The sequence below is a fragment of the Rhodospirillales bacterium genome (assembly GCA_020638175.1).
In the GTDB taxonomy this organism is placed as follows: domain Bacteria; phylum Pseudomonadota; class Alphaproteobacteria; order Micavibrionales; family Micavibrionaceae; genus JACKJA01.
On the sequence record JACKJA010000002.1, the window covers coordinates 1,501,032 to 1,527,117 of the forward strand.

Genomic DNA, 26,086 nt, shown 5'->3' on the forward strand with positions numbered 1-26,086 from the left:
CTTACACCGCTTTCGCTATACCGATAAAATCATCCGTCTTCAGGCTCGCGCCACCAATCAGCGCTCCATCCACGTTTTCGATCCTGAACAGGTCGCCCGCATTATCGGGTTTGACGGAACCGCCGTACAAAATACGGATTTCGGTGGCATCTGCAAGTCTTTCCTGCAATTTACCACGGATAAATCTGTGCATGGCCTGCACATCTTCGACCGTGGCCACCTTTCCGGTGCCGATCGCCCACACCGGCTCATAAGCGATAACGGTATTCCCGGCATTCACCAGCGACGGCAGCGATTCACGCAACTGATGACCGACGATATCTTCGGCCCGCCCCTCTTCCCGCTCGTCTTCCGTCTCCCCGACACAGATAATCGTTTTCAGACCGCTACGATGCGCCTGCGCCGCTTTTTCAGCAATCAAACCACTACTCTCTTTATGATACTGACGCCGTTCGGAGTGTCCCAGAATAACGTATTCACAACCGCAATCCATCAGCATATCCGCAGAAACATCGCCCGTATAAGCCCCCGCCGGAACGTCGGCGCAGTCTTGCCCGCCCAGCGCCACATCTTCGCTGAGAACAGCCGCCACACCGGGAATATGAACAAACGGCGGACAGACCAGAAAATCGCACTTGTCCGCCACCTCCGGATCAACCTTGATCGCCGTGACGATTCCCTCGGCCAGCGCCAGCGCTCCCGCCTTGTTCCCGTTCATTTTCCAGTTCCCGGCAATCAGCTTTTTCATGATGTCTTCCTTTATAATGTCTTTCACCGTCTTAGCGACCCTGTGTCTAAATTGCAATCCCCTGTTGCCCGCTTTCGCAAGGCGTTTTATAGTCTTGCCGCACAAGAGATAATAAGGAGCCAGAAAAAACATGCTGAATGCAATGCGCGAAGGCGCAAAATCAGGGTTTATGAAACTTATACTGATGGGACTGATGGTCATGGCTGTTGGCGGTCTGGTGCTGATGGACGTCGGCGGGTTTTTCCGCGGCGGCACCGGCACGAATAATGTCGCCAAAATTGAGGGACAGGAATTTCCGGCCATCACATTTGACCGCACGATGCGCCGCGTTCTGGCCCGGCAAGGACTGGATGTCCAAACGGCTTACCAGCTGGGTCTGGTCGAACAAATCCTGAATAATGAAATCAGCAACAACCTCCTGCAACGCGCCGCCTATGATACAGGCCTGCAGGTCGGGAGCGAGACTATCGCCCGCCAGATCAACCAGTTGGTGGCCCCTTACGTCACAGAAAACGTCAGCAAAAAAGAAGCCGTCCGCCGCATTTTGATGAGCCAGAATATGACCGAAGGCGAATTCATTCGCGCCCTGCGCTCGGAGATGACGGGAACGGTACTCCGCACAGCTCTCATTTTGCCTGCGGCCTATGCCTCGTCGCAAGCCGCCGACGATATCTATCAATTCAACAACGAACAACGCACCGTCAAAGGCTTTTTCCTGCCCAACAGTGCTATCAAGGATTTTCAGGAACCCAGCGATGAAGTGCTCCTGCCGTTCTACCAGGCCGGACAGGAACGTTACGCCATTCCGGAAACTCGCGTCTTCACCATGGCGATTTTGACGGGTGACAAGTTGAAAGAAACGCTGGATATCTCTGACGAAGAATTACGCGCGACATACGAATCCGAGATACAGGCTTACCAGCTTCCCGAACGCCGGAAACTGGAACAGGCCGTATTTAGCGACGAAGCCACGGCCAAAGCCGTTATCGACAAACTGAACAAAGGGGTCGATATGAAACAGGCGGTAAAAGACGTCACGAACAAAACGGACGCCTATCTGGGTACCGAGGATTTCGAACAGGCCGGATTGCTGGAAGAAATAGGCGTACCGGTTTATGCCGCAGCCAAAGGCGACATTGTCGGACCGATAAAAACAGCGCTCGGCTGGCACGCCCTGATTGTAAAGGATATCCTGCCGCCCAAAACGCGCCCCTTCGACGATGTAAAAGCAGCCCTGAAAAAAGAGCTGATGCACACACACATGGCCGACCAGATGTTTGAGCATGCCGGACAGATTGACGATGCTCTGGCGGGCGGCGCAACGCTCGAAGACGTCGCCGAGGAAATGGGATTGAAGCTGGTTAAAATCGGCCCGGTCCGGGAAGACGGATCAACGCCGGATGACAAAGATGGCCTGAAAGATTACGAAGCCGACCGGACTTATATCTTGGAGACCGCTTACGAAATGATGGAGGGGGAGACCTCCCCCGTCATGGAGATGGCCGACGGACGCTATATGACTTTGCGGGTCGACACCCTGATGCCAAAAAGCTATACGCCGTTCGAAGACGTCAAAAAATCCCTGCGCGATCTGTGGGTAGCCGACCAGCAACAGGTACTAAACAAACAAAAAGCACAGGACGCCTTGCTAGCTCTTCTCAATGGCGAAAAGACACTGAGCGATCTGGCCAAGGAAAACGGGGTATCGGTTAAAACCTACAGCCTGTCCCGTAGCGAAGAAGCCCCTGCTCCACTTACCGCAGCCGGCATGAACGAGCTGTTCACCGTCAAGAAGGACGATGCTCAGGTCGTCAGCGCAAAAGACGGTCTGCTGCTGGGACAAGTAACAACGATCACCCTGCCCGATCCGGCCAAAGCCGACAAGGACACCATAAACGGCATTAAAGACGCCTTGAAAGGCAGCGAGCAACAAGCCGTTTTTGCGACCTACCTGCAAAGCCTGCATAACAAATACAAGGTGACAATCAATCATCATCTGCTCGACAGACTCTACGGCGCCGGAAGCGAGCAATATTGATGGATATAAGCCCTGATCTGAAAACATTTCAGGACCACTTCAATGCCGGACGAAGCCAGCTTGTCTGGCAATGGATCGCTGCGGACCTCGAAACCCCGGTATCCGCTTACCTCAAGCTATGCAATAATGAGGCTTACAGCTTTCTTCTCGAATCCGTCGAAGGCGGCGAGAATATCGGCCGTTATTCCGCTATTGGCCTGAATCCCGACCTGATCTGGACATTCAAAGACGGCGACACGCTGGACACCATCAAGGATCTCGTCCGTAAATGCAAAATCGATCACATTGAGCGCGACATGCCGCCGATGGCCGCATCCGGCCTGTTCGGATACATGGGCTATGACATGATCCGCCTGATCGAAAACATTCCCGATTCCAATCCCGACGAACTGGGCATCCCGCAAAGCATCATGATCCGCCCGACCGTCATGGTCATCTTTGATAACGTCAAACACAAAATGTGCGTTGCCACCCCGGTCCGCGCCCATAAAAACAATAGCGACCAGACCGCCCGTGCCGCCTATGACGAAGCCGCCGGACGCATACAGGATACCTTGCTGGCCCTGCGCGCCCCGGTGCCATACGAGGCTCTGGACAATGAAACACAGATCACCCTGCCGCTGGATGTAAAATCAAACGTCACCCCGCAAGAATTCTATGGCATGGTCGAAAAAGCCAAGGACTATATCCTTGCCGGGGATATATTCCAGGCCGTCATCGGCCAGCGTTTTTCCTGCGATTTCGATTTACCGTCATTTGATCTCTACCGCGCCCTGCGCCGCGTAAACCCCTCCCCGTTCCTGTTTCATCTGAACTTTGATGACTTCAGCCTGATCGGCTCCAGCCCCGAAATTCTCGTCCGGGTCCGTGGCAAAAAGGTAACCGTCCGTCCGATCGCCGGCACCCGCCCCCGCGGCAAGACGCCGGAGGAAGACAAGGCGCTGGCCGAAGATCTCCTGTCCGACCCGAAAGAACGCGCCGAACATCTGATGCTGATTGATCTGGCTCGCAACGACGTTGGAAAGATTGCGGAAATCGGTTCCGTCAAAGTCACCGACCAGTTTTTTATCGAACTCTATTCCCACGTCATGCATATCGTTTCAAACGTAGAGGGTACATTACGTCCAGACGTAAACTCTTTCGACGCCTTACTATCAGGCTTCCCTCACGGAACCGTGACCGGCGCCCCGAAAATCCGGGCCATGGAGATCATTGATGAACTCGAACCTGTCCGTCGCAGCTTTTATGCGGGCGCCGTCGGTTATCTCGACGGCAATGGCGATGTCGATACCTGCATCGCCCTGCGCACAGGATTGATTAAAGACGGGAAATTTTATGTACAGGCAGGCGCCGGTGTTGTCGCCGACAGTGTCCCCGAAAGCGAACAGCAAGAATGCATCAATAAGTCAAAAGCTCTTCTGACGGCGGCAGAAGAGGCGGTGCGGACGGCGCAGCTTCGTCAGCGTCAGAATCATTAACCGCCTCTGATTCATCCGGCGGATCGCCCTGCACCACAACGGCGCTCACCGGCACTAGGGCAATCCCCTTACCTTTCAGCGTCGGCAGCCATTCTTTCAGCCCGGCAATCGTCGAATCTTTCGGATGACCGATCGCAATCGCCTGCCCATGCGACAGCGCAATGCGCTCCAGCCGCCGCAGACTTGCCCGCACCCCTTCGATCGACGGATCATGGTCGAGGAACACATCGCGCTCGGCATGCGGTACGCCGTAATCCGCGGCAACGTCAAACGCGACGCTGGTGGCAATCGTCCGGGAATCGACAAACAGCAGGCCCCGGTCACGCAGCGCCGGCATCAAACGCTCCATGGCTTTTTCATCCTGCGTCAAACGGCTGCCCATATGGTTATTCAGACCAACATAACCGTCGAAAGCACCCAGACCTTCATCCAGCATTTTTTCAAACTCTTCGGCGCTCTGGTCGTGGCGCAGGACAATCCCCCCGGTATCCAGATCGGGATTCATCGGCTCCATCGGCATATGCACCATAATTTCGTGCCCCTTGGCACGCGCATCCGCAGCCATTCCCTTTACACCCGCCGCATAAGGCAAAAAAGCCAGCGTCAGGAGATACGGCATATCAATAACTTCCTGTGAACGGCGATGATCGACACCGACATCGTCGATAATAATGACCACCTTGGCCTGTCCTTCTGGCACAGCAACGGGCACCGCATTGATCTGCCATGCAGGAGGAGGTGGTGGTTCCTTGATAATAAGCTCGGGATCGACCCGCATAATCGGAATATCGTCACTCACCCTCGCGGTATTATCCGGCGCGGTTTCCACGGCGTCCGTCGTAACCGGCACGGTAACGTCCGGCATCGCAGCGTCCTCCCGCGGGTCATGAAGTTTGGGCTGATAATCGGGGAACAGGAAAAACTGAACGATCACCATTAAAATAACGGCAATCACAACAAAGGTCAGAGTCTCACGAGGATCACGGGGCTGTTTCATAAAAGCAAAAATCTTCCGGTTGGTTTTATCCTGTCCAGCGTAAGCGAAGAATCTCCAGATAACAAGCCATCCGTCAATGGAAACACAAGGATGACATTGCAAAACATCATTGAATACGCCATAACAATCCGATGCTTGTACTGATCGACAATTACGACAGCTTTACATGGAACCTGGTCCAGTATTTCGGGGATCTGGGCCATAACGTCGACGTTCACCGCAACGACAAAATCACCGTCGACGACGTGCTGGCCCTGAAACCGGAAGGCATTATTATATCGCCCGGCCCGTCTGATCCGGATCACGCTGGAATCTGTCTGGATTTAATCAAAGCCGCCGCCGACAAAACTATTCCCCTGCTCGGTGTTTGCCTCGGCCACCAGAGCATCGGTCAGGTATTCGGCGGCCATGTCGTCCGCGCGCCACAGCCCGTCCATGGCAAAACATGGGATATCTATCATACGGACAAAAGCCTGTTTAAGGGGTTGCCGTCTCCGCTGACCGGCACGCGCTATCACTCGCTGGTCGTTGATCGCGACACCCTGCCCGACTGTCTGGAGATCACCGCTGAGACAAAGGATAAACTGATTATGGGCCTGCAGCACAAAACCCTGCCCATCCACGGCATCCAGTTCCATCCCGAAAGCATCGCCACCGAAGGCGGCCATGACATGCTCAAAAATTTCGTGGAGACACTGTCATGAAAAAAATTCTCTCTCATATCCGCCGCGGCCACAAACTAAGCGAACAAGAAATGATCGAAGCCATGAATACGATCATGTCCGGCGGGGCAACCGACGCGCAGCTTGGTGCTTTTCTGATGGGGCTGGCCGTACGCGGCGAAACGGTGGAAGAGATAACCGGGGCGGCCCGCGTTATGCGCGAGAAAGCCTTCCCAATCAAAGCGCCGGCCGATGCGATTGATTGCTGCGGCACCGGCGGCGATGGTGTCGGCACCTATAACGTATCCACGGCTGTAGCGTTGGTAGCGGCCGCCTGCGGTGTCCCCATGGCAAAACACGGCAACCGTGCCGCCAGTTCGAAATCGGGCGCCGCCGATGTTTTAGAAGCCTTGGGCGTTAATCTGACCGCCCCCCATGAAAAACTCGAAGAAGCGCTGAAACGTTTTAACTTCGCCTTCCTGATGGCGCCCCAGCACCACGAAGCCATGAAATATGTCGTACCGGTACGCAAGGAACTCGGCTGCCGGACGATTTTCAACCTGCTCGGCCCGCTGGCCAACCCGGCCGGAACCCGGCGCCAGCTTATCGGCGTCTTTGATCCGAAATGGCTGGTTCCCATGGCGCAAGCCCTCAAAAATCTCGGAACCGAAAAAGCATGGATTGTCTATGGTTCGGACCACATGGATGAAATCACCGTCACCGGCCCGACCAAAATAGCCGTTCTTGAAAAGGGCGATATTTTCGAAAAAAGCCTGAAACCCGGCGATTTTGGCCTGCCGACACATAAGCTGGAGGAACTTGTCGGCGGCACGGCCGCGGAAAATGCCGCCGCCCTGCGCGCGCTGCTGGATGGCAAGCCATCAGCTTACCGCGATATTGTTCTGGCCAACGCCGCGGCGGTCCTCCTCATCCACGGCACCGCAACAAACCTGAAAGACGGCGTTGCCACGGCCGCCGCCGCCATTGACTCCGGCAAGGCCCGGAAAGTACTGGAAAACTATGCCGCCTTCACCAACGAGGCCGCAGCATGAGCGTCCTGGATCAAATCTGCGATAAAAAACGCGCGCATATAAGAACCAGAATGGCGCAAATGCCTCTGCCAGACCTCAAATTAAAAATTAAAGAAATACCCACAACCATCGGATTTAAAAACAATATCCTGTCAAAAAAATCACAGGGTCAACCGGCCCTGATCGCCGAGGTCAAAAAAGCATCACCCAGCAAAGGCGTGATCCGTGCCGATTTCGATCCGGTTGAAATTGCCACGACTTACGAACAAGCAGGCGCAACCTGCCTGTCCGTTCTCACCGACGAACCCTACTTTCAGGGACACGATGATTATCTGGTGGCCGTAAAGGCCGCCGTCAAAATCCCGGTCCTGCGCAAGGACTTCATGATTGATCCTTATCAGATATACGAATCGCGCGCTCTGGGCGCCGATTGCATTTTGCTGATCATGGCCGCCCTCGACGATGTCCTTGCCAAAGAGCTTTATGACCTTACCCACGATCTAGGCATGGATGTGCTGGTCGAAGTCCACGACCGCGAAGAACTGGATCGCGCCATAGCGCTTGGCGCCGATATGATCGGCATCAACAACCGCAACCTGAAAACCCTCGATGTCAGCCTTCAGACCTCTTACGATTTACGGGATGACATGCCGGACCACGTTCTTAAAATTGCCGAAAGCGGGATCTATACAAACGCCGATCTGACCGCCCTGCACACCGCAGGATTCGATGCGTTTTTGGTGGGCGAAAGCCTGATGCGACAGGACGATATCGCCGCCGCCGTTAAAAATCTGATGACGGGCACTTGACACAAAACAAGAACTAAAGTAGAACAAAAAGAGATTATTTTAGTCTCAAATAAATACATTTGTATCTCGCTCGCTTTCAACCGTTTCACTTTTTCTTTGCGCCACGCATGGAAAAAGGGGCGTACAAGGATAGTACGTGAACGATGAATAACGACGCGCAAAGGAAAAGGGAACGATTGAAATGTTAACGCAAAAACAACGTGACTTGTTAATCCTGATCCATGAGCGGATGAATGAGGGCGATGTCGCCCCGTCTTTCGAAGAGATGAAACAGGCGCTGGGTCTGAAATCAAAATCGGGCATTCACCGCCTGATCAGCGCTCTGGTCGAACGCGGTTATCTGGAACGCCTGCCCCACCGCGCCCGCGCCCTGCACGTTAAAAAACTGCCCGAAGGCTATCGATCCCCGGCCGACAACGTAACGCCGATTCAAATGCCTGTAACCGATACCGGCCCGATACCGATCGCCCATGCTTTTGAATCGATCCCGCTTTACGGCAAAATCGCCGCCGGGTCACCGATCGAAGCCATCCGGGACGAAGGGGAAATGATTGATATCCCGCCCTCGCTTCTCGGCAATGGCGCGCATTATGCCCTGCGGGTCGAGGGTGACTCCATGATTAATGCCGGCATTAACGATAAGGACATCGTCATTATCGAACGGGCCGAACGGACCGAACAGGGCCAGATTATTGTCGCTCTGGTTGATGACCTTGAGGTCACCCTCAAACGCTTCCGCCGTGCCGGAAACCGTATCATTCTGGAACCTGAAAACGACAATTACGAACCGTGGGTTCTGGAACCCGAACGCGTCAAGATCCAGGGCCGCCTCGTCAGCCTGATGAGAACATATCATTAACCCTATTGTCCTTCTGACCTCCGCGAAAGCGGGGCGGAAGAATCTAAAGAGCCAAACCATCGCAGTTCCTTCGCTAACGCTCAGGATGACACCGCACAAAAAGAAAGAAATTTATGTTCAATCACGTCTCCCTCGGCATTACGAATATTGAAAAATCCGTTGCTTTCTATGATCCGTTGATGGCCCTGCTCGGCCATAAACGCGCCTATGGAAATATTGAAGAGGGCTATATGGCATGGGGAGAAGAAGATGCCCTTTCTTTCATCATCAACCTGCCACTGGATGAAAACGATACAGCAACGCCATGCAGAGGCTCCCACATCTGTTTTCAGGCCAAAACAAAAGAGCAAGTCGACGCCTTTTACAAAACCGCGATTGAAAACGGCGCCACTTGCGACGGCCCACCGGGCTGGCGCCCGGAATATCGCGCAACATATTACGCCTGCTTTATTCTCGACCCGGACGGCCACCAGATCGAAGCTGTCGCCTTTGTCGAACCGGCCTAACGCCGGCTTGAGCTGACCCAGGGCCGCGCGCCGCGCACAGACGCCACACTCTCGGCCCGCGGCAGCGCAGACGGATCATCCGGCACATACAGCGCGTACGCCCCATTATCCCACAAATCAAACCGGTCAATCACAAGCCCGGCACGGCACGGTTTCACCCGCAGCGGATCACGGGCAATCAATACATCCGCCCACGCACAATCTTCGGCCTGCCCGTTCTCATGATCGGAAAATGCAATATGGCGCCCCTTCAAAACCATACGGCATCCCCATTCACCGCATGTAATACCGTCTGCCGTCCCCTCTTTGGGAAACCTGCCCAGCGTTTCATAATCCTGTCCATAAAGCCGCGCCCAGTTCTCGGCTGAAAACCGGTCCCGCACCCGCGAAGAAACAAACCAGCCATCCGCGCCCCTGTTTACGGCGATCAGCTTCCCCGATGACGCGACCAGAACATCAGGCACCCGCGCCTGCATAATAATCGCCCCGGCCATGCCGACAAACACCAGTGCCAGAATTTTACCACGCCCGCGCCACAGCATCGCCCAAAGCACCCCCAGCACAAGGCACAAAAGCGCCAGCCCCGGCCACACCGGCGGATTAACCGTCGCATTTGGCAACGCCGCAACATCTCGTGCAATCGCCAGCAAGCCGGTAATCCCCATATCCAAAGCCCAAAAGGCCGGAAATTCGATCCCCAACGGCATCAGGAAAAAGCTGAAAACCACAGACGGCATAATAACAAATGCCATCAGCGGCCCGGCCAGCAAATTCGCCGGCAGATCATAAACCGGGTATTGCTGGAAGTGGAACAGACTGAACGGTGCCACGGCGCTCCCCGCCACAAGGGTCGTCAGCAATACGCCGAGAAAATACATCAGCACACGCCGCCCCCACCCGGCCCCGCGATAAAGCCGCGACCACCACGGACGGATCACTTCAAAGAAAAACACCAGCGCCGTCACCGCCGCGAACGACATCTGGAACCCCGCACTGAACAGAGCCTCCGGCGCGCTCAACAAAATCACCAGCGCCGCCAGCGCCACCGTCCGCATCGAAAACGGCATCCGGTCGATAATAATGGCAAACAAAACCAGCCCCGTCATAAACAGTGCCCTAAGCGTCGGCACATTGGCTCCGGCCAGAATCGTATAGCCCAGCGCCCCGGCAAAGGCGAACGCCGCCGCATATTTTTTGATCGGATAATGCAGCGCCAACACCGGAATCAATGCCATCACAAACCGGCTGATAAAAAACAAAAGCCCGGCCACCATGCCGATATGAAGCCCGGAAATCGCCAGCATATGCGCCAGCCCCGCCGCCCGGATCGCCTCCCAGTCTTCTTCGGTTATAGCCGCCCTCTCCCCGGTCATCAGCGCCGCCGCAAACGATGCCTGCGGGTACGGGATTTGCGCCTCGATCCGGTTGACAATCCCTTGCCGCAAAGCCTCAACCGTGCCCGCAAAGCCGGTTTTTGAGGGCACCGCCAATGCCTCCGGCGCATCATAAGCAAAACCGAAAGCGCCAATCTGTTTAAAGTATGCGTAAAACTGGAAATCGAACGCCCGCGGTGCCACAGGAGCAGACGGCGGATTAAGCCCAGCCAGAACACGAAGGCGCATCCCGGTTTTTAAGCCCTCATCCTTGTGAATTTTGATTCGCACCTTGCGCGGTGTCTCTGCGGGGCGCAATTTTTCAATCACCAGGTCAGTCAGGATCACACGGCTTCCGGCCCCCGGCTCCAACCGGTCAATATCGATAACCGTCCCCTCGATCTCCACAGGCGATAAGTCTCGCTCCAGCACCGGGGCATGCATCAACGCCGTCCGGATTTGCGCCGCCATAAAGCCCGACACAAGAAAGAACAAAAAGCACAGCACCAGCCATCCCGCCATTTGCCGCCCGCCCTCATGCCGCAGGGGCCAGATCAAAAGCCACAGCGCCGTTATCAGGAACCACAAAGACAGCGCCAGCGCCAAAGGCGGCTCGAACGGCAAAGAAAAATAAAGCCCGATCCCGCCGCCCGTAAACAACGGCAACCATAATAAAATATTATCTTTCTGCGCCCCTATTGCCTCATGAACCGCCGCCTGCCAGTCATCGGGCAGGGAAAAGCGGCGGGCATAGCCCCGCATCGTCAACATCATATTATGAACGCTCGATTGCACCGGCGGCCCTTTATCATCGGCAATGGATTGTTTTTCTCTATATTTTTCTATATCTAATGAAGACCAAAAACAAACGCGAAAGCAGGAAAAAGAACATGAGCGTCGTCACCCGCATTGCCCCCTCTCCAACCGGATACATGCACATCGGCACCGCCCGCACGGCTTTGTACAGCTGGCTGTACGCCAAGCGCCACAATGGTAAATTCCTGCTGCGGATCGAGGATACCGACCGCGCTCGCCACTCAGAGGAAGCCGTTCTGGCCATCATGAACGGCATGAAATGGCTGGGACTGGACTGGGACGGCGAAGCGGTTTCCCAATTTGAACAGCGCAACCGCCACGCTGAAATCGCCCGGAAAATGGTCGAGGAAGGCAAAGCTTATTACTGCTATTGCTCGCCCGAAGAACTGGAATCCATGCGTGAAAAAGCCAAGGCCGAAGGCCTCCCGACATTCTATGATCGTCGCTGGCGCGATAAAGGACCGGAAGACGCGCCGGTTGGCGGCAAGCCGGTCGTGCGGATCAAAGCTCCGCTGGATGGTGAAACCACGATCCACGATCATGTGCAGGGCGATGTCACTGTCAAAAACGAACAACTTGATGATTTCATCATCCTGCGTTCCGATGGCACTCCGACCTATATGCTCTCGGTTGTAGTCGACGACCACGATATGGGCGTCACACACGTCATCCGCGGCGACGATCATTTGAACAACACGTTCCGCCAGAAAGCCATTTATGACGCGATGGGCTGGCCGTTGCCGGAATACGCCCATTTGCCTTTGATTCTGGGACAGGACGGCAAAAAACTTTCCAAACGTCACGGCGCCGCCAGCGTCGAGGAATACCGGGATATGGGCTACCTGCCCGAAGCGATGCGCAACTATCTGCTGCGTCTGGGCTGGAGCCACGGCGACGATGAAATCATCAGTACCAATCAGGCGATTGAATGGTTTAACCTTGAAAACATCAATCAATCTGCCGCCCGCTTTGATTTTGCCAAGCTGGAAAGCATCAACACTCATTACATGAAAGAGGCCAATGATGAACGCCTGATCGAACTCATCACGCCATTTCTGCGCGAACGCCATAATCTCGACATTGTCGGCGATGAAACGGCGCATCAACGGCTCAAAAACGGTATGAACGACTTGAAAGACCGCGCGAAAACACTCCTGCAGCTCACTGATGAAGCTGCATTTTACGCGAAAAAAGTACCGTTCGACTTTGATGAGAAAGCAAAAGCAATGCTGGACCAAGACACGATTCCGGTCCTGCAGGCTCTGCACAAAGGGTTCAGGGACACCCCCGATTTTACCGCTGAAACCGTCGAGCAAATTTGTAAAGACGTGGCCAATGACATGAAAGAAGGCAAGCTTGGTAAAGTCGCCATGCCCCTGCGTGCCGCCCTGACCGGCACAACTGTTTCGCCGTCAATCTTCCATGCCGCGCCGGTTCTGGGCCGGGAAGAATGTCTGAGCCGTCTCGAAGCCGTCATTAAATAATTGGTAATAAAATCAAGCTATAAATGAACGCTGCAGATTGATTTTGCAGCGCAATAAATCTATTATCATTCCTGCACGGTTTCTAAAAAACCGCCTTCCCTTTTTATTCCACCCAATGAGGCAGATTATCATGTCAGAAGAAAACACAGATAAAACATTTACCCTGACCAATGACGAAACCGGCGAAAGCTGGAAGCTCCCTGTTCTGTCAGGCACAACCGGGCCCGATGTTATCGACGTCCGTAAACTTTACTCCGAGACAGGACTTTTCACATTCGACCCCAGCTACACATCGACAGCCAGTTGCAAATCACGCCTGACCTTTATTGACGGTGACAAAGGCATCCTGATGCACCGCGGCTATAACATCAAGGAACTGGCTGAAAAAAGCACGTTTTTGGAAGTCGCCTATCTGCTTCTATACGGTGACCTGCCCAACAAGAAAGAATTTGAAACGTTCCAGGGTAACGTGAAATATCACACCATGGTCCACGACCAGATGCAGTATTTCTTCCGCGGATTCCGCCGTGACGCGCATCCGATGGCCATTATGGTGGCCGCTGTCGGCGCGATGTCGGCGTTCTATCATGACTCGCTGGATATCTGGGACCCGCGCCACCGTGAAATTTCCGCACACCGCTTGTTGTCAAAAATCCCGACACTGGCCGCCATGAGTTACAAATATTCGATCGGTCAGCCTTTCCGGTATCCGCAAAATGACCTGACCTATTCGGAAAACTTCCTGCAGATGTGCTTTGGCGTTCCGGCCGAACCCTACAAGGTAAACCCGGCCTGCGCCCGCGCCATGGATAAAATCCTGATCCTGCACGCGGACCACGAACAAAACGCATCGACGTCAACGGTCCGTCTGGCCGGGTCGTCTCAGGCAAACCCATTTGCGTGCATTTCATCAGGGATTGCTTCGCTGTGGGGACCGGCACATGGCGGCGCCAACCAGGCCGTTCTTGAGATGCTGGACCAAATCGGCACCGTCGACAAGATTCCCGAATATCTGGAAAAAGCCAAGGACAAAGACGATCCGTTCCGCCTGATGGGCTTTGGCCACCGGGTTTACAAGAACTTCGACCCGCGCGCCGATGTGTTGCGCGAGTCATGCCATGAGGTTCTCGAGGAACTCGGCGTCAAGGACGAACCACGCCTGAAACTGGCGATGGAACTGGAACGTATCGCGCTGGAGGACGATTATTTCGTCCAGCGCAAACTGTTCCCGAATGTCGACTTCTATTCCGGCATTATTCTGAACGCTATGGGATTCCCGACCAACATGTTCACGGTGCTGTTTGCTGTGGGCCGGACGATTGGCTGGATTTCCCAGTGGAAAGAAATGATCGAGGAACCATCCCTGCGGATCGGCCGTCCGCGCCAGCTCTACACTGGCCCGGCCGAACGTCCCTACGTTCCGATGAACAAACGCAAATAAAAATTACGTCAAAGATAAAACAAAAGATGCCGCTTGCTCTGCTGGCGGCATTTTTTTTGCCCCGGTCAGAAGCAATCGAACCTTGTCAAAGGCCTGTTTTTGTTTGGCCGCACCATCCGTCAGCCCCCTTGCCGCCGCTGACAATCTTTCTATCGTGCAATCATTTTGGATAAATTCCGGAACGACCGGCGCATCCAAAAGCAAATTGGCCAGATGCACATATTTGACGCTCACTTTACGCTTCACGATCTCGAACGTCAGGCGGTTCATTTTATAACCGATCACATGCGGCACCCCGGCCACAGCCAGCTCCAACCCCACCGTCCCCGAAGTCGCCAGCGCCCCGTCCATCGCGGCAAAAGCATTCCATTTTTGCGCCGGATCCGTTGTGATGACGCACGGTAAATCGGTCGTCAACGCCCGCACCCGCGCCTCAAGATGCGGCAATGTCGGCACAATAAACCGCACATCTGGATCATGAGCCACCAGCCGCTTCATAACGGCAACGAATACCGGCCCCATGCGCTTTAACTCGCCGCCGCGACTGCCAAATAACACACCAAAGGTCGACGCCGTAGCAGGAATATCCTGCGCCCGCCTGAACGTCGCGCCATCGGCTGTCGCATAACCGCTTTCCAGCATAGGATGCCCGACAAACGCGGCCTTCATCCCCTCGCGCTCGAAATACGGAGGCTCAAAGGGAAACAGGCACATAATTCCGTCATAAAGACGCGCCACCTTCGCCGCCCGTTCCGGCCGCCACGCCCAGACCGTCGGCGCTACGTAATGGATCATTTGCGGTGCAGTTTCAGGTCTGCACCGCTGGCGCACCTGCTTGACAACCCGAAACGAAAAATCCGGCGCATCAATAGTAACCACAATATCAGGTGATATTTTTACAATATTATCAGATGCCTGTTTAATTCTTTTAAGAATAAGATTTAAACGCGGCAGGATTTCCGCCACCCCCATCACCGACAAATCTTCCATGGGAAACAGGCTTTCCAGCCCCTCGGCTTGCATCAACGGGCCACCGACACCGTGAAAGGCAATAGCGCCCTCCGCTTGTTTCTTCAAGGCCGCCATTAAACGCGCCCCCAAAACATCGCCCGATGCTTCACCCGCCGTAATAAACACCTGCATCATGGCTGATCCTGCGGCTTAAGCACAACGCCCATCACGAACATCTTGTTTTTATCGGCCAGCCCGGCCACCTCTTCCGGCTCCAAAAGCAACGCCGTTCCGGCCTGCACAATGATCCCGGCCAGCCCGGCCTCAGCGCACAAACGCACCGTCTCCGGCCCCATAGTCGGCAAATCCAGTGCGATATCCTGCTGTGGCTTGCAGGTTTTCACCAGCACGCCGCCGCGCCCGGCCCGTTTATACGCTTTGCATCGCCGGATCAACGCATCGGTGCCCTCAACGCCCTCAACGCCCAGAACAATTCCTTCTTGCACGATCACGGATTGTCCGACATCCAAAGCGCCCAAAGCTTGGGAAACCTCGATCCCCCGCTCGATATCAGCCTGATCGGCTTTTGACGGTTTCTTTTTGCCGATTAGACCTTCCGGCATCAGCAAATCCCGGGCAAAGTCCTGCACCGGATGCACCGTAAACCCTTCACTTTCGATTTCCTCCCGCAGGGCGCTGAGAATCCCGTCATCCCCCAGTGCCTTGACACCCAGACGGGCAAAAAAACCGGCAGTGCGTATATCCGGGCGCAGCTCCGCCAGAGAAGGCCGCCGAATAGAGCCTATCAAGACAAGGTCGTCAATCTTACGCTCTTTCAATGTTTTGAAAATATGCCCGGCCGCGCCCAAACGGGTAAGAAGGTGCTTCCGACCGGAAAAAACCTGCGGGTCTGTTTGCCCTTCAAAGCCGACAATAAACACGTCAATTCCGGCCTTGTCACACGCCGCCACCAACCGGGACGGCAAACCACCGCCCCCGGCAATAATCCCCAGCCTGGTAATAGCAGGAATTTGATCGTCTACGCGGCTTTCCGGGGGGGCTGACATAGGGTAAACCTGTTTTTCTGACGGGCGAACTGGATGATATCCATTACGGCCTGTTCATCGGCGAAGTTTTGCGCCACATTTTCCAGACGCTGATCCAAAGTCCCCTCGCCGGAAAACAGGGCGTTAAAGGCGCTTTGCAGGGTTTTGACCTGATCTCTCGTAAAGCCGCGGCGCTCCAGCCCGACAAGGTTCAACCCCGCCAGATGCGCCCGCTCGCCTTTGACACGGCCATAGGGAATAACATCGTTTTCAACGCCGGACATCCCGCCGATCACAGCATGATCGCCAATCCGGATAAACTGGTGAACCGCCGCCAAACCGCCGATCACGACAAAATCACCGACAACCACATGGCCGCCCAGCGTGGCATTATTGGCCAGAATAACATTGTTCCCGATACGGCAATCATGCGCGACATGTACACCGATCATAAACAACCCGTTATCACCAATAACGGTTTCCATCCCGCCATCCTGCGTACCGGGATTCATCGTCACATGTTCGCGGATTGTATTGTTTTTACCGATCTTCAACATCGACGGTTCCCCGCCATATTTCAAATCCTGCGGCGGCATGCCGATCGAGGCAAAAGGATAAATCTGGGTTCCCTCACCAATATCCGTGTGGCCGTCAACCACGACATGCGCATGCAAAACCACATTGTCGCCTAAAACCACGTTCGGCCCGACAACGCAATACGGTCCGACTTTTACGCCGGCCCCCAGTTTCGCTGTTTCGTGAATGATCGCGGTAGGATGAATATTATTCTCAGTCATGAGCTGCAATATGCCGGAAAGCCTTTGTCTGCGCAAATCACGGTTTATTGCGCGGTGTTACAAACGTCCCTGTCGGGGTTTATTTATCATCCATAATCATGGCGCTAAAAACCGCCTCGGCACAAAGCTTGTCATTGACGATCGCCTCGCCCTTGAACTTCCAGACATTGCGCCGGGATTGCAGCTTCGTCACATGAATATACATGGAATCGCCGGGGGTAACGGGCTTGCGGAACCGGGCGTTATCAATCGTCATAAAATAAACCAGTTTGCCTTCAGCCTCCGGCCCTAGCGTTTTCACCACCAGGCAAGCCGCTGTCTGGGCCATGGATTCGATAATCATCACACCCGGCATGATCGGCGCGCCGGGGAAATGCCCCATAAATTGCGGCTCGTTCATCGTTACATTTTTAAGGCCGACAGCACTTTCACCCTCGACATAGTCGACAATCCGATCAACCAGCAAAATCGGATAACGGTGCGGAATCATCTCCATGATCCGGGTTACGTCTATATAGTCTTTTTCTTGCTCACTCATCGCCTTTTCACCTGCTCTTCTTTGTCAGTTTGTTCAAGGTGGCTATCTGCCGCATAAACTGTTTTATAGGAATCGCCGGGGCTCCCATCACTTCCGCGCCGGCAGGTACATCCCGCATAATCCCGGCTTGAGCGGCAATCCGTGCCCCCATCCCGATATGCAAATGCCCGGCAACACCCGCCTGCCCGGCAATCACAGCATAATCGTCAATGACAGTCGACCCTGAAATGCCAACCTGGGCGACGATCACACAGCCCTTGCCGATTTTTACGTTATGCCCGATTTGCACGAGATTATCAATCCATGTTCCTTGCCCGATAACCGTGTCCGGACCTGCGCCGCGGTCTATACAGCTATTTGCCCCGATTTCGACATGATCCCCGATCACAACCCGCCCCAGTTGCGGCACTTTGACATGCCCCGCCGGATCAATGGCAAAACCAAAACCATCCTGCCCGATCCGCGCCCCTGGATAAATCCGTACATAAGCGCCAATCACGGCATAGGAAATCGTGGCGTTCGCCCCAATCCGGCAGCAATCCCCCAATTCAACATGCGGCCCGATCACGGCTCCGGCTTCAATCACGCAGCCCGCGCCGATTTTAGCCGTAGGGTCAATGATCGCCTGCGGTGATATATACGGCTCCGGGGATGTTTCCTGAGGGTAGAAAGCCTGCGCCACTTTAGCATAGGATTTATAGGGATGGGGTGATACCAGCAACGCCAAACCATTCGGCGCCAGATCGCACATTTCCTGTGCAACGATACAGGCCGCGGCCTTGGTTACGGCAAACTGCTCCTTATAGCGGATATTATCAAGAAAACTGATATCGTCCGGCCCGGCATGATCGAGAGCCGCGACATCGGCAACCACCGTTTCCGGATCGCCTTGCACAACCTCGGCCCCCGCCAGCGCCGCAAGATGCGCCAGTGTCATCGGCTTTGCACGCTGGAAAAAACGAAAATCAGCCATAGCGAATTATTTAACGCCCTTTACATCAAGCTTGACCGCGCTTAAAGACGCATCCAGCTTTTTCATGACATCGGCGGTAATATCCAAAGACGGCTCGCTCCAGACAATCCCCTGCCCGGTCAGGACCAGATCAAAATCTTTCTCTTTGGAAAGGCCTTCGACAATTTTCAGGATTTCTTTTTGCAAAACCCCGGACGCTTTCGCTGTCGCTTCGGCAAAAGCTTGCTTACGCTCCTGAACAGCCCGGCGGGCCTCCATGACTTTTTTATCAAAAGCCAGCTTTTCCGTATCAAACTGCTCCGTCGAAATGTCCTTGCGCTTGTCATCCAGCGCCTTACCGACCGCTTGCAACTCGGCCTCTTTTTTGGAAAATTCAGCTTGCGAACTTTTTTGATAAGCCTCGATCTGACGCTGAATATCCTTCGCCGCCAAAGAATTCATCAAAATAGTCTGAACATTAACAATCGCCACTTTTGTATCGGCATGGGCAGCTTGCACCGGCACCAAAAGCGCCATAGCCATAACGAATGAAACAAAAAACACGCGGGCGCGCACAGCCATATCAGACATAATATTCCTCTTTTCTTAAAATATAAAAACCAAGCAGAAACGCGAACAAATAATCTAGAACCGCGTACCGAAATTAAAGCGGAACGTTTGTTCTTTGTCGTAGTTTTCCTGCAGATAGGGGAGAGACAGATCAACCCGAATCGGCCCCATCGGCGATCGCCAGGACATACCGACACCGGCGGCAGCCCGAAGACTCCCCTCGTCAACAACGTTAACGCCCGATGCATTATCCAGTTCCCACAAACTCCCGGCATCCGTAAAGGCGTGCCCCTTGACGCCCATTTCTTCAGGAAATCCGACCGGGAATGTGAACTCCAGCGTCCCGCGATAGAATAGATTACCGCCCAAAGCATCATCCGTCGATATATCCCGCGGTCCGACACCGGCACGCTCAAACCCGCGCAAGGTCGATCCCCCAAGGAAGAAGCGCTCGTTAATCGCAACATCTTCACCGGCAACACCGCCAATAGCACCGCCCTCACCCAGAACGTTAAACACCAGCCAGTCGGTCACAGGATAATAGTACGTCGCGCCCAGCTTCCCTGACACATAATTGGCATCGCCGCCAATCCCGGCATACTCGGTATCCAGCCAGCCATATAGCCCTTCTGTCGGGAAGAGAACGCTATCGCGGTCATCATACGTAATGCTCTGGGAAACGGCCGAGGTAATCCGCTGCCCTTCTTGCTGCTGGATATAAAGGGAAGCCGCACTCTGAACATCGGTAATCTCGTTGCGTTCCAAACGATAACGCCATGTCTGGCGCCATTTATCAGACAACGGATACCCCATCCGCAAGCCGCCACCCGTCCGGCGCTGGCTGAACGAGCTTTCGTCCTGCAAGTCACGTGTGATGTGAAACAAATCTATCCCTGCGGAAAAATCACGATCAAGGAAATAAGGCTCCGTGAAGGAGAAATCAAACTCGGTCCGCTCCCCGGCAATCGTAGCCGAAGCAACCAGATCCTGCCCTTTCCCCATAAAGTTCCGTTCGCGGATCCGCAAGTCGGCCAGCGGTCCGTCCTGTGTTGAGAACCCGGCCCCGATCGAAAGCTCACCGGTCGATTGTTCGGACACGTCAACATCAATAACGGTTTTGTCCGGCGCGCTGCCCTGACGCGGCGTTACATCCACGCGTTCAAAGTAAGCGAGCTTCTGGATATCCTGCTCCGATTGCGTCAGCTTGGAACGGTTAAACGGGTCACCTTCAACAAGGCTCATTTCCCGGCGGATAACCTTATCCAGAGTCCGGACGTTACCGTGAATATCGATGCGCTCGACAAATGTCCGCGGCGTTTCATTAATATTAAAGACAACATTGATGGTGCGCTCAGCCGGATTGCGCTGCACATCCGGTTGCACGGAAACAAAGGCATACTGACGATCCCCCAGCGCATCCGTCAGATTATCAATCGACGTTTTGACTTCGTCGGCATCATACCATTCGCCCGGCTCTACGGTGATTTCCGGTTTCAGGACATCCGCATCAAAATGGCGGATCGCGGAGTTAATGGCAATATCCTTGATTTTGTAACGTTCGCCCTCTTCCACGGTAAACGTCATAAAGAAATTCTCACGATCCTGAGACAATTCGGCCACAGCGGAAATAATCCGGAAATCGGCATACCCCTGCGCCAGATAAAAACGACGCAGCAATTCCTGGTCAAACGCCAGACGGTCAGGGTCATAGCGATCATCATTGCTGATAAAGCGATACCAGCGCTCTTCGCGCGTACTGATAACGCTGCGCAACTTGTCATCATCGTAATGCGTATTCCCGACAAAACGAATACTTTTCACATTCGTCACTTCGCCTTCATCAATTTCAAACACGAGATTAAGGCGGTTTTGTTCCAACTTGATAACTTTAGGCTCGACCTTGGCTGAAAAACGCCCGCTGCGGCGATAAAGCTGCTGCAAGCGTGTGACATCAGCCTGAACTTTGGTCCGGGTAAAAACCTGACGCGGATGAAGCTGGATCTCTGACATCAGCTCCTTGTCATCCAGCTTATCATTCCCCTCAAAAGCAATCTCGTTGATAACCGGGTTTTCCTGAACATAAACCTCCAGAACGCGTCCCCGCTGGCGCAAGGAAACATCGGCAAACAACCCCGTTGCAAACAAGCCCTTCAGCGTACGGTTCAGGCCTTCCTGATTCATCTTGTCACCGACCTTCAGGTCCATATACGTCAAAACCGTTTCCGGCTCGATCCGCTCGGCCCCGATAACCCGTATTTCGCTAATGACCTCGCCCTGAGTATCAGCTCCGTAATATTGAGCACGCGCCTGCCCCGAGAACGGCGCTGTAAAGGCGAAACAGAAAAAGGCAAACGCCACCAAAACCGGTTTTATCTTTATCATATCAATCATAAGCCACTTCTTTCGCGGTCTTTGTAATCGGTAAAGTCCAGAATATCAAAAACTTACATGAATATCTGAACGAGATCATTCACATTAGCAAATAACATGATTCCGACCAGTATGAACAGCCCTAAACGAAAAGCATATTCCTGAACCTGTTCGGAAATCGGCGATCCCTTGACGGCTTCGATCGCGTAAAACAGAAGGTGTCCGCCATCCAGCATCGGGATCGGAAACAGGTTAATCAGCCCCAGATTAATCGACAGCAACGCGGCAAAAGTAATAAAGGCCAAAAATCCGGCTTGGGCCATATCACCGGCCATCGCGCCGATACGAATAATCCCGCCCAGTTCGGTCGCGCTGCGCGTTCCCGTAAACATTTGCCCCAAAGCTTCCAGCGTGCTCGTGGTAATCGACCACGTTTCCTGCACGGCAGCGATCGGCGCGGTGAACAAGTTGTGTTGAACAAGCACTTCTTCTTCACTGTTCACAATCACCAGCAGATGATTACTCTCATCCGCATCGTTTAAAAACGCTTCATTCAAAGTCGACAGCGGCTGAATGACCAGACGATCAACCATCGGCCCCCGGTCCAGCTCTACCTGAACCTGTTCATCCATATGCTTCATCAGGGCTGCCCGTGCCGCCTCGGCACCTTCCACCGGTTGCCCGTCGACAGACACGATATAACTGACATCAATAGCATTCCCCGGCCCGATCAGCCCCAGCAATCCTCGCGACTGTTTAAAGCCGAAACGGTCTTCTTCCTGCAAACGGTCGGGCGCAACATTAATCGTAGCTTCTTTACCGTCCCGGAGGATTTTGAAATCCATCGGCGTATCAAGAGCAATCAAAACCTTGCGGCGGATTTCCTCAAAAGAGCTGATTTTCACCCCGTCGATTGTGAGAACCTCGTCATGCGGCTGGAAACCGGCCCGCTCAGCGGCACTGCCCCCAACAATCGCCGATGCCATCGGCGGTGTTACCGGCTGGCCATAGAACATGTAAAGCCCGGCCAGAACAATGATAGCAAAAATATAGTTAATCGCCGGCCCGGCCACAGCAATCGCCGCCCGCTGTCCCACAGGCTTCGCAAAAAAGGCACGGTTTTGCTCCGCCGCGGTCATTGGCCGCACTTCTTTTGTATCTTTATCTTCAACATTATCGGTATGCCCGGCGGAGGATGGGTCAACATCACCAAACATCTTCACGTAACCGCCCAGCGGCACCAATGATAATTTCCAGCGCGTCCCGTGCTTGTCCGTCACCCCGAATATTTCTTTTCCGAACCCGATGGAAAAGCTTTCGATCTGAACGCCGCACATTCTGGCGACAATGTAATGCCCCCACTCATGGATAAAAACCAGCAAACTGAGGATCAGGACAAACGCCCCGCCATACAGCCAGATATTCTGGGCGACAAGATGAAACATATCGAAAATAGAATGCATGGTAACTCCCGGGTTATTATTACCGATTACGCGGCGTCCCTAGATATATAGGACTTTGTAATGTCTCTTACAGTGGCATCAAATGCAATAACTTCTTCGAGATTCTTTAAGGACGAACATCCGGCTTGCCTCAACGTCTGCCGAATAGCCTCGATAATCCCTGAAAAACCAAGGCGTCTGGACAAAAACGCATCGACAGCCACTTCATTGGCCGCGTTAAAAGCGATGCAGGCGGCCGCGCCATTATTCAAACATTGGTACGCCAGATCAACCGCCGGAAACCGCACATCATCCAGATCTTCAAAATCCAGATGCTTTAACTTTGCCCAGTCCAGCCGTTGCCCCGACGTCTTCATGCGATCCGGCCAAGCCAGCGCATGGGCAATCGGCGTCCGCATATCCGGCGCGCCCAGTTGTGCCAGAACCGAACCGTCGCTGTATTCAACCATCGAATGAATCACGGATTGCGGGTGTACCAAAACCTTGATCTTCTCTGGCGGCATGGCGAACAGATAATGCGCCTCGATCACCTCCAGCGCTTTGTTCATCATACTGGCGCTGTCGACGGAAATTTTAGCCCCCATCGACCAGTTGGGGTGGGCCACGGCCTGCTCCGGCGTCGCCGCCGCCATTTTTTCCCTTGTCCACGTGCGAAACGGGCCGCCGGAGGCCGTCAGGATAATGCGGTCGATACCTGCGGGCCGCTCATGATCGAAAACCTGGAAAACCGCATTATGCTCGCTATCGACCGGCAGCAACTTTGTGCCATGTTTTTTCGCCGCCTCCATAACCAGAGGGCCGGCAGCAACCAGCGGTTCTTTGTTGGCAATCGCCACGCAGCGGCTATGTTCAATCGCCTTCATAATCGGCAACAAACCGGCCATCCCGACAATCGCCGCCATCGTCCAGTCCACAGGCTGCGCCGCAGCGTCCAGCAAGGCTTCGGCGCCAGCGGCGGCCTCAACACCCGTCCCGGACAAGCTCTCTTTCAGCTCTTGATATTTTCGGGGGTCCGCGACAACCGCTTTACGCGCCTTCAACTGCACCGCCATATCCGCCAGCGCCCGCGCATTCTCATTGGCCGTCACCGCCTGCACGGAAAACCGGTCAGGCTGCGAGAGAACAAGATCCACCGTACTGCGCCCGACAGAACCGGTCGCCCCCAATATGTTAATGGTTTTTATCTCAGCCATAATTCCCACAAAAACAGAAAAACCGGGGAAACCAGCAACAAGCCGTCAATACGGTCGAGCAACCCGCCATGACCGGGGATCAAATTCCCCGTGTCTTTCAGCCCGGCCCGGCGCTTGAAACTCGAAATAAACAGATCGCCGACCTGCCCGACAGCGCCCAGAAAACCGCCCGCCAAAAATACCGCCCACAAAGGCACATTCACGATCGGCAAGAGCAAAACAAATCCCGTCAAGAAAACGGCAAACGCCGCGACAGCTCCGGCAAACCCGGCCCATGTTTTGTTTGGACTGATCTTGGGCGCCATTTTCGGTCCGCCAATCAGCTTTCCGAAAGCATAAGCCCCGGTATCGCTGGCTGCGACACAAACGAAAACGGCCATTGTCAGCCAAACGCCCTGCTCAAACCCGGCGCGCAAAAAAACAAAAGAGGCAAAACAAATCGATAGATACACAGCCCCCAGCGCCAGAGCGCCATATCGTGTTTTCCCCTGAATGGTTGACAGACCGATCCATTCATACAAACAGATAAATATCGCTGCCAAAACCATTCCCAGAAAAAAAACGCCGCCCAGCCAGATCGCCAGCAACGTTAAAGGCGCCAGCAACAAACTGGACAACATGCGCACCTGAAATCGGGAGGACGAGACACTCATATCAAGTGCCGCCCTTCTGCTTAACCCCTCCGAATCGGCGGTCACGTTTCCGGTAAACTTCCAAGGCCTCTTCCATATCGCTACGGGAAAAATCAGGCCAGCAATGCTCCGTAAAATAAAACTCGGCATACGCGCACTGCCAGAGCAAAAAGTTACTAACGCGCTGTTCGCCGCTGGTCCGGATCAACATATCCGGGTCCGGGATATCTTCGGTCATAAGGAAACCGGGGAAATATTCCTCGGCAGCGGCCATATCCGGCTGAAGCCCCTTTTCCACGCACATCTGTGCCCAGCGGCAAGCTGCCTGCATAATGTCATGACGCCCGCCATAATTCAGGGCCATAACAACCGTAATCCCGTCATTATTCGCCGTCAGTTTTTCCGCCTGCTCAATCAAAATCACGATGTCATCGGCCAGCGCCGTCCGGTCCCCGATGACCTTCAAACGAATATTGTTACGATGCAGTTCAGCCGTCTCAGCCCGCAGATACATACGCAGCAAACGCATCAATTCCTTGATCTCGTCCGCCGGCCGCTTCCAGTTTTCGGATGAAAAGCCAAAAAATGTCAGATATTCAACGCCCAGCTCACCGGCAGCTTCCACCGCCCGCTTGACGGCTTCGACGCCGTGCTTGTGCCCGACAGTGCGCGGCAGCCCGCGCGCCTGCGCCCAGCGCCCGTTACCATCCATAATAATCGCAATATGACGCGGCACAGGACCGGATTTCCCGGAGATATGTTCGTCCTGATCGCTCATACCGTCATAATATCCTTTTCTTTATCGGAAAGCATGCCGTCGATCTTGCCGATCACTTCGTCGGTCAATTTCTGAACATCTGTCTCATGACGTTTTTTCTCATCCTCAGGATAATCGGCCTTTTTAATTGCATCCATCCCGTCACGGCGCACATTGCGTACAGAAATACGGGCTTGCTCGGCATATTTCCCGGCCACCTTCGTCAATTCCGTGCGGCGTTCCTCGTTCAACTCCGGCACCGGCACCCGGATCATCGAACCTTCCGCCATCGGGTTCAGCCCCAGACCGGAATCCCGGATCGCTTTTTCCACCGCCTTGCACATCGAAGCATCCCAAACCTGCACGGTCAACATGCGCGGCTCTGGCGCGTTAACCGAGGCAACCTGATTGAGCGGCATTTTAGAACCATAAGCATCGACCTGAACCGGCTCCAACATGCTGCTGGCCGCACGCCCCGTCCGCAGCCCCGAAAATTCATCCCGAAGCACCTCAACGGCACCTTCCATCCGGCGACGCAAATCAGCTGTAATATTACTCATACCTAACTTTCCCTT

The 26,086-nt window shown here is 54.2% G+C and carries 24 protein-coding genes; 9 read left to right on the forward strand and 15 right to left on the reverse strand.

The features are described from left to right. Position 1: 1 nt before the first annotated feature. Positions 2-748: a triose-phosphate isomerase gene (locus H6868_07435; GenBank protein ID MCB9989148.1), complete on the reverse strand. Its 747-nt coding sequence runs from the start codon at positions 746-748 to the stop codon at positions 2-4. A 130-nt stretch (positions 749-878) separates the two neighbouring features. Between H6868_07435 and H6868_07440 the strand changes: the two genes are divergently transcribed. Both H6868_07440 and trpE read left to right on the forward strand, forming a co-directional pair. Further along, positions 879-2,786, forward strand: coding sequence for a peptidyl-prolyl cis-trans isomerase (locus H6868_07440; protein ID MCB9989149.1), 1,908 nt, complete (start codon positions 879-881; stop codon positions 2,784-2,786). Next, positions 2,786-4,264 (forward strand): anthranilate synthase component I, encoded by a 1,479-nt coding sequence (trpE, locus tag H6868_07445; protein ID MCB9989150.1) that lies wholly within the window; start codon positions 2,786-2,788, stop codon positions 4,262-4,264. The genes H6868_07440 and trpE overlap by 1 nt, the downstream gene beginning before the upstream one ends. Here the strand turns inward: trpE and H6868_07450 are convergent. Next, on the reverse strand, positions 4,185-5,261 hold the full coding sequence (locus H6868_07450; protein MCB9989151.1) for a divergent polysaccharide deacetylase family protein: 1,077 nt from the start codon (positions 5,259-5,261) through the stop codon (positions 4,185-4,187). The genes trpE and H6868_07450 overlap by 80 nt on opposite strands. Positions 5,262-5,392: 131 nt before the next feature. On the opposite strand from H6868_07450, the gene H6868_07455 reads away from it, so the two are divergent. The 5 genes from H6868_07455 to H6868_07475 all read left to right on the forward strand — a co-directional run bounded on the left by H6868_07455 (position 5,393) and on the right by H6868_07475 (position 9,128). Beyond that, complete coding sequence (locus H6868_07455) at positions 5,393-5,965, forward strand: aminodeoxychorismate/anthranilate synthase component II (protein MCB9989152.1); 573 nt, start codon at positions 5,393-5,395, stop codon at positions 5,963-5,965. Continuing rightward, a complete protein-coding gene (gene trpD, locus H6868_07460; GenBank protein MCB9989153.1) occupies positions 5,962-6,975 on the forward strand; it encodes an anthranilate phosphoribosyltransferase in 1,014 nt (337 codons plus the stop codon). The genes H6868_07455 and trpD overlap by 4 nt, the downstream gene beginning before the upstream one ends. Continuing rightward, entirely contained in the window at positions 6,972-7,763 is a 792-nt protein-coding gene (trpC, locus tag H6868_07465) for an indole-3-glycerol phosphate synthase TrpC (GenBank protein MCB9989154.1), read from the forward strand. Before trpD ends, trpC begins: the two co-directional genes overlap by 4 nt. Positions 7,764-7,944: 181 nt before the next feature. Beyond that, positions 7,945-8,622: a transcriptional repressor LexA gene (lexA, locus tag H6868_07470; GenBank protein MCB9989155.1), complete on the forward strand. Its 678-nt coding sequence runs from the start codon at positions 7,945-7,947 to the stop codon at positions 8,620-8,622. Between the two features lie 113 nt (positions 8,623-8,735). Further along, positions 8,736-9,128: a VOC family protein gene (locus H6868_07475; GenBank protein ID MCB9989156.1), complete on the forward strand. Its 393-nt coding sequence runs from the start codon at positions 8,736-8,738 to the stop codon at positions 9,126-9,128. On the opposite strand, the gene H6868_07480 is transcribed toward H6868_07475, so the two are convergent. Next, positions 9,125-11,275 carry a ComEC family competence protein gene (locus H6868_07480; protein MCB9989157.1) on the reverse strand — a complete coding sequence of 717 codons (2,151 nt, stop codon included), beginning with the start codon at positions 11,273-11,275 and terminating at the stop codon, positions 9,125-9,127. The two genes, H6868_07475 and H6868_07480, sit on opposite strands and share 4 nt — an antisense overlap. A gap of 116 nt (positions 11,276-11,391) precedes the next feature. Between H6868_07480 and H6868_07485 the strand changes: the two genes are divergently transcribed. Together H6868_07485 and gltA are read left to right on the forward strand one after the other, a co-directional pair. Beyond that, positions 11,392-12,801 (forward strand): glutamate--tRNA ligase, encoded by a 1,410-nt coding sequence (locus tag H6868_07485; protein MCB9989158.1) that lies wholly within the window; start codon positions 11,392-11,394, stop codon positions 12,799-12,801. A gap of 130 nt (positions 12,802-12,931) precedes the next feature. Then, the gene (gene gltA, locus H6868_07490; GenBank protein ID MCB9989159.1) at positions 12,932-14,242 is read left to right on the forward strand and encodes a citrate (Si)-synthase; all 1,311 of its coding nucleotides are present in this window, start codon (positions 12,932-12,934) and stop codon (positions 14,240-14,242) included. Between the two features lie 3 nt (positions 14,243-14,245). Here gltA and lpxB read toward each other — a convergent pair whose 3' ends face one another. From lpxB to frr, 12 genes are all read right to left on the reverse strand, one after another. Then, the gene (lpxB, locus tag H6868_07495; GenBank protein MCB9989160.1) at positions 14,246-15,388 is read right to left on the reverse strand and encodes a lipid-A-disaccharide synthase; all 1,143 of its coding nucleotides are present in this window, start codon (positions 15,386-15,388) and stop codon (positions 14,246-14,248) included. Next, positions 15,385-16,260, reverse strand: a complete 876-nt coding sequence (lpxI, locus tag H6868_07500) for a UDP-2,3-diacylglucosamine diphosphatase LpxI (GenBank protein MCB9989161.1) — start codon at positions 16,258-16,260, stop codon at positions 15,385-15,387. The genes lpxB and lpxI overlap by 4 nt, the downstream gene beginning before the upstream one ends. Continuing rightward, positions 16,233-17,036 (reverse strand): acyl-ACP--UDP-N-acetylglucosamine O-acyltransferase, encoded by an 804-nt coding sequence (gene lpxA, locus H6868_07505; GenBank protein ID MCB9989162.1) that lies wholly within the window; start codon positions 17,034-17,036, stop codon positions 16,233-16,235. Before lpxA ends, lpxI begins: the two co-directional genes overlap by 28 nt. Before the next feature lie 79 nt (positions 17,037-17,115). Continuing rightward, on the reverse strand, positions 17,116-17,574 hold the full coding sequence (gene fabZ / locus H6868_07510) for a 3-hydroxyacyl-ACP dehydratase FabZ (GenBank protein ID MCB9989163.1): 459 nt from the start codon (positions 17,572-17,574) through the stop codon (positions 17,116-17,118). 7 nt (positions 17,575-17,581) lie between these two features. Then, positions 17,582-18,547: a UDP-3-O-(3-hydroxymyristoyl)glucosamine N-acyltransferase gene (gene lpxD, locus H6868_07515; GenBank protein ID MCB9989164.1), complete on the reverse strand. Its 966-nt coding sequence runs from the start codon at positions 18,545-18,547 to the stop codon at positions 17,582-17,584. Positions 18,548-18,553: 6 nt separating this feature from the next. Next, complete coding sequence (locus tag H6868_07520) at positions 18,554-19,117, reverse strand: OmpH family outer membrane protein (protein ID MCB9989165.1); 564 nt, start codon at positions 19,115-19,117, stop codon at positions 18,554-18,556. A gap of 54 nt (positions 19,118-19,171) precedes the next feature. After that, positions 19,172-21,484, reverse strand: coding sequence for an outer membrane protein assembly factor BamA (gene bamA / locus H6868_07525; protein MCB9989166.1), 2,313 nt, complete (start codon positions 21,482-21,484; stop codon positions 19,172-19,174). A gap of 56 nt (positions 21,485-21,540) precedes the next feature. Then, the gene (rseP, locus tag H6868_07530; GenBank protein ID MCB9989167.1) at positions 21,541-22,929 is read right to left on the reverse strand and encodes an RIP metalloprotease RseP; all 1,389 of its coding nucleotides are present in this window, start codon (positions 22,927-22,929) and stop codon (positions 21,541-21,543) included. A gap of 26 nt (positions 22,930-22,955) precedes the next feature. Beyond that, positions 22,956-24,122: a 1-deoxy-D-xylulose-5-phosphate reductoisomerase gene (locus tag H6868_07535; GenBank protein MCB9989168.1), complete on the reverse strand. Its 1,167-nt coding sequence runs from the start codon at positions 24,120-24,122 to the stop codon at positions 22,956-22,958. Further along, positions 24,110-24,775 carry a phosphatidate cytidylyltransferase gene (locus H6868_07540; protein ID MCB9989169.1) on the reverse strand — a complete coding sequence of 222 codons (666 nt, stop codon included), beginning with the start codon at positions 24,773-24,775 and terminating at the stop codon, positions 24,110-24,112. Before H6868_07540 ends, H6868_07535 begins: the two co-directional genes overlap by 13 nt. Position 24,776: 1 nt before the next feature. Continuing rightward, positions 24,777-25,532, reverse strand: coding sequence for an isoprenyl transferase (locus tag H6868_07545; GenBank protein MCB9989170.1), 756 nt, complete (start codon positions 25,530-25,532; stop codon positions 24,777-24,779). Further along, on the reverse strand, positions 25,529-26,071 hold the full coding sequence (gene frr / locus H6868_07550; GenBank protein MCB9989171.1) for a ribosome recycling factor: 543 nt from the start codon (positions 26,069-26,071) through the stop codon (positions 25,529-25,531). The genes H6868_07545 and frr overlap by 4 nt, the downstream gene beginning before the upstream one ends. Positions 26,072-26,086: the final 15 nt, after the last annotated feature.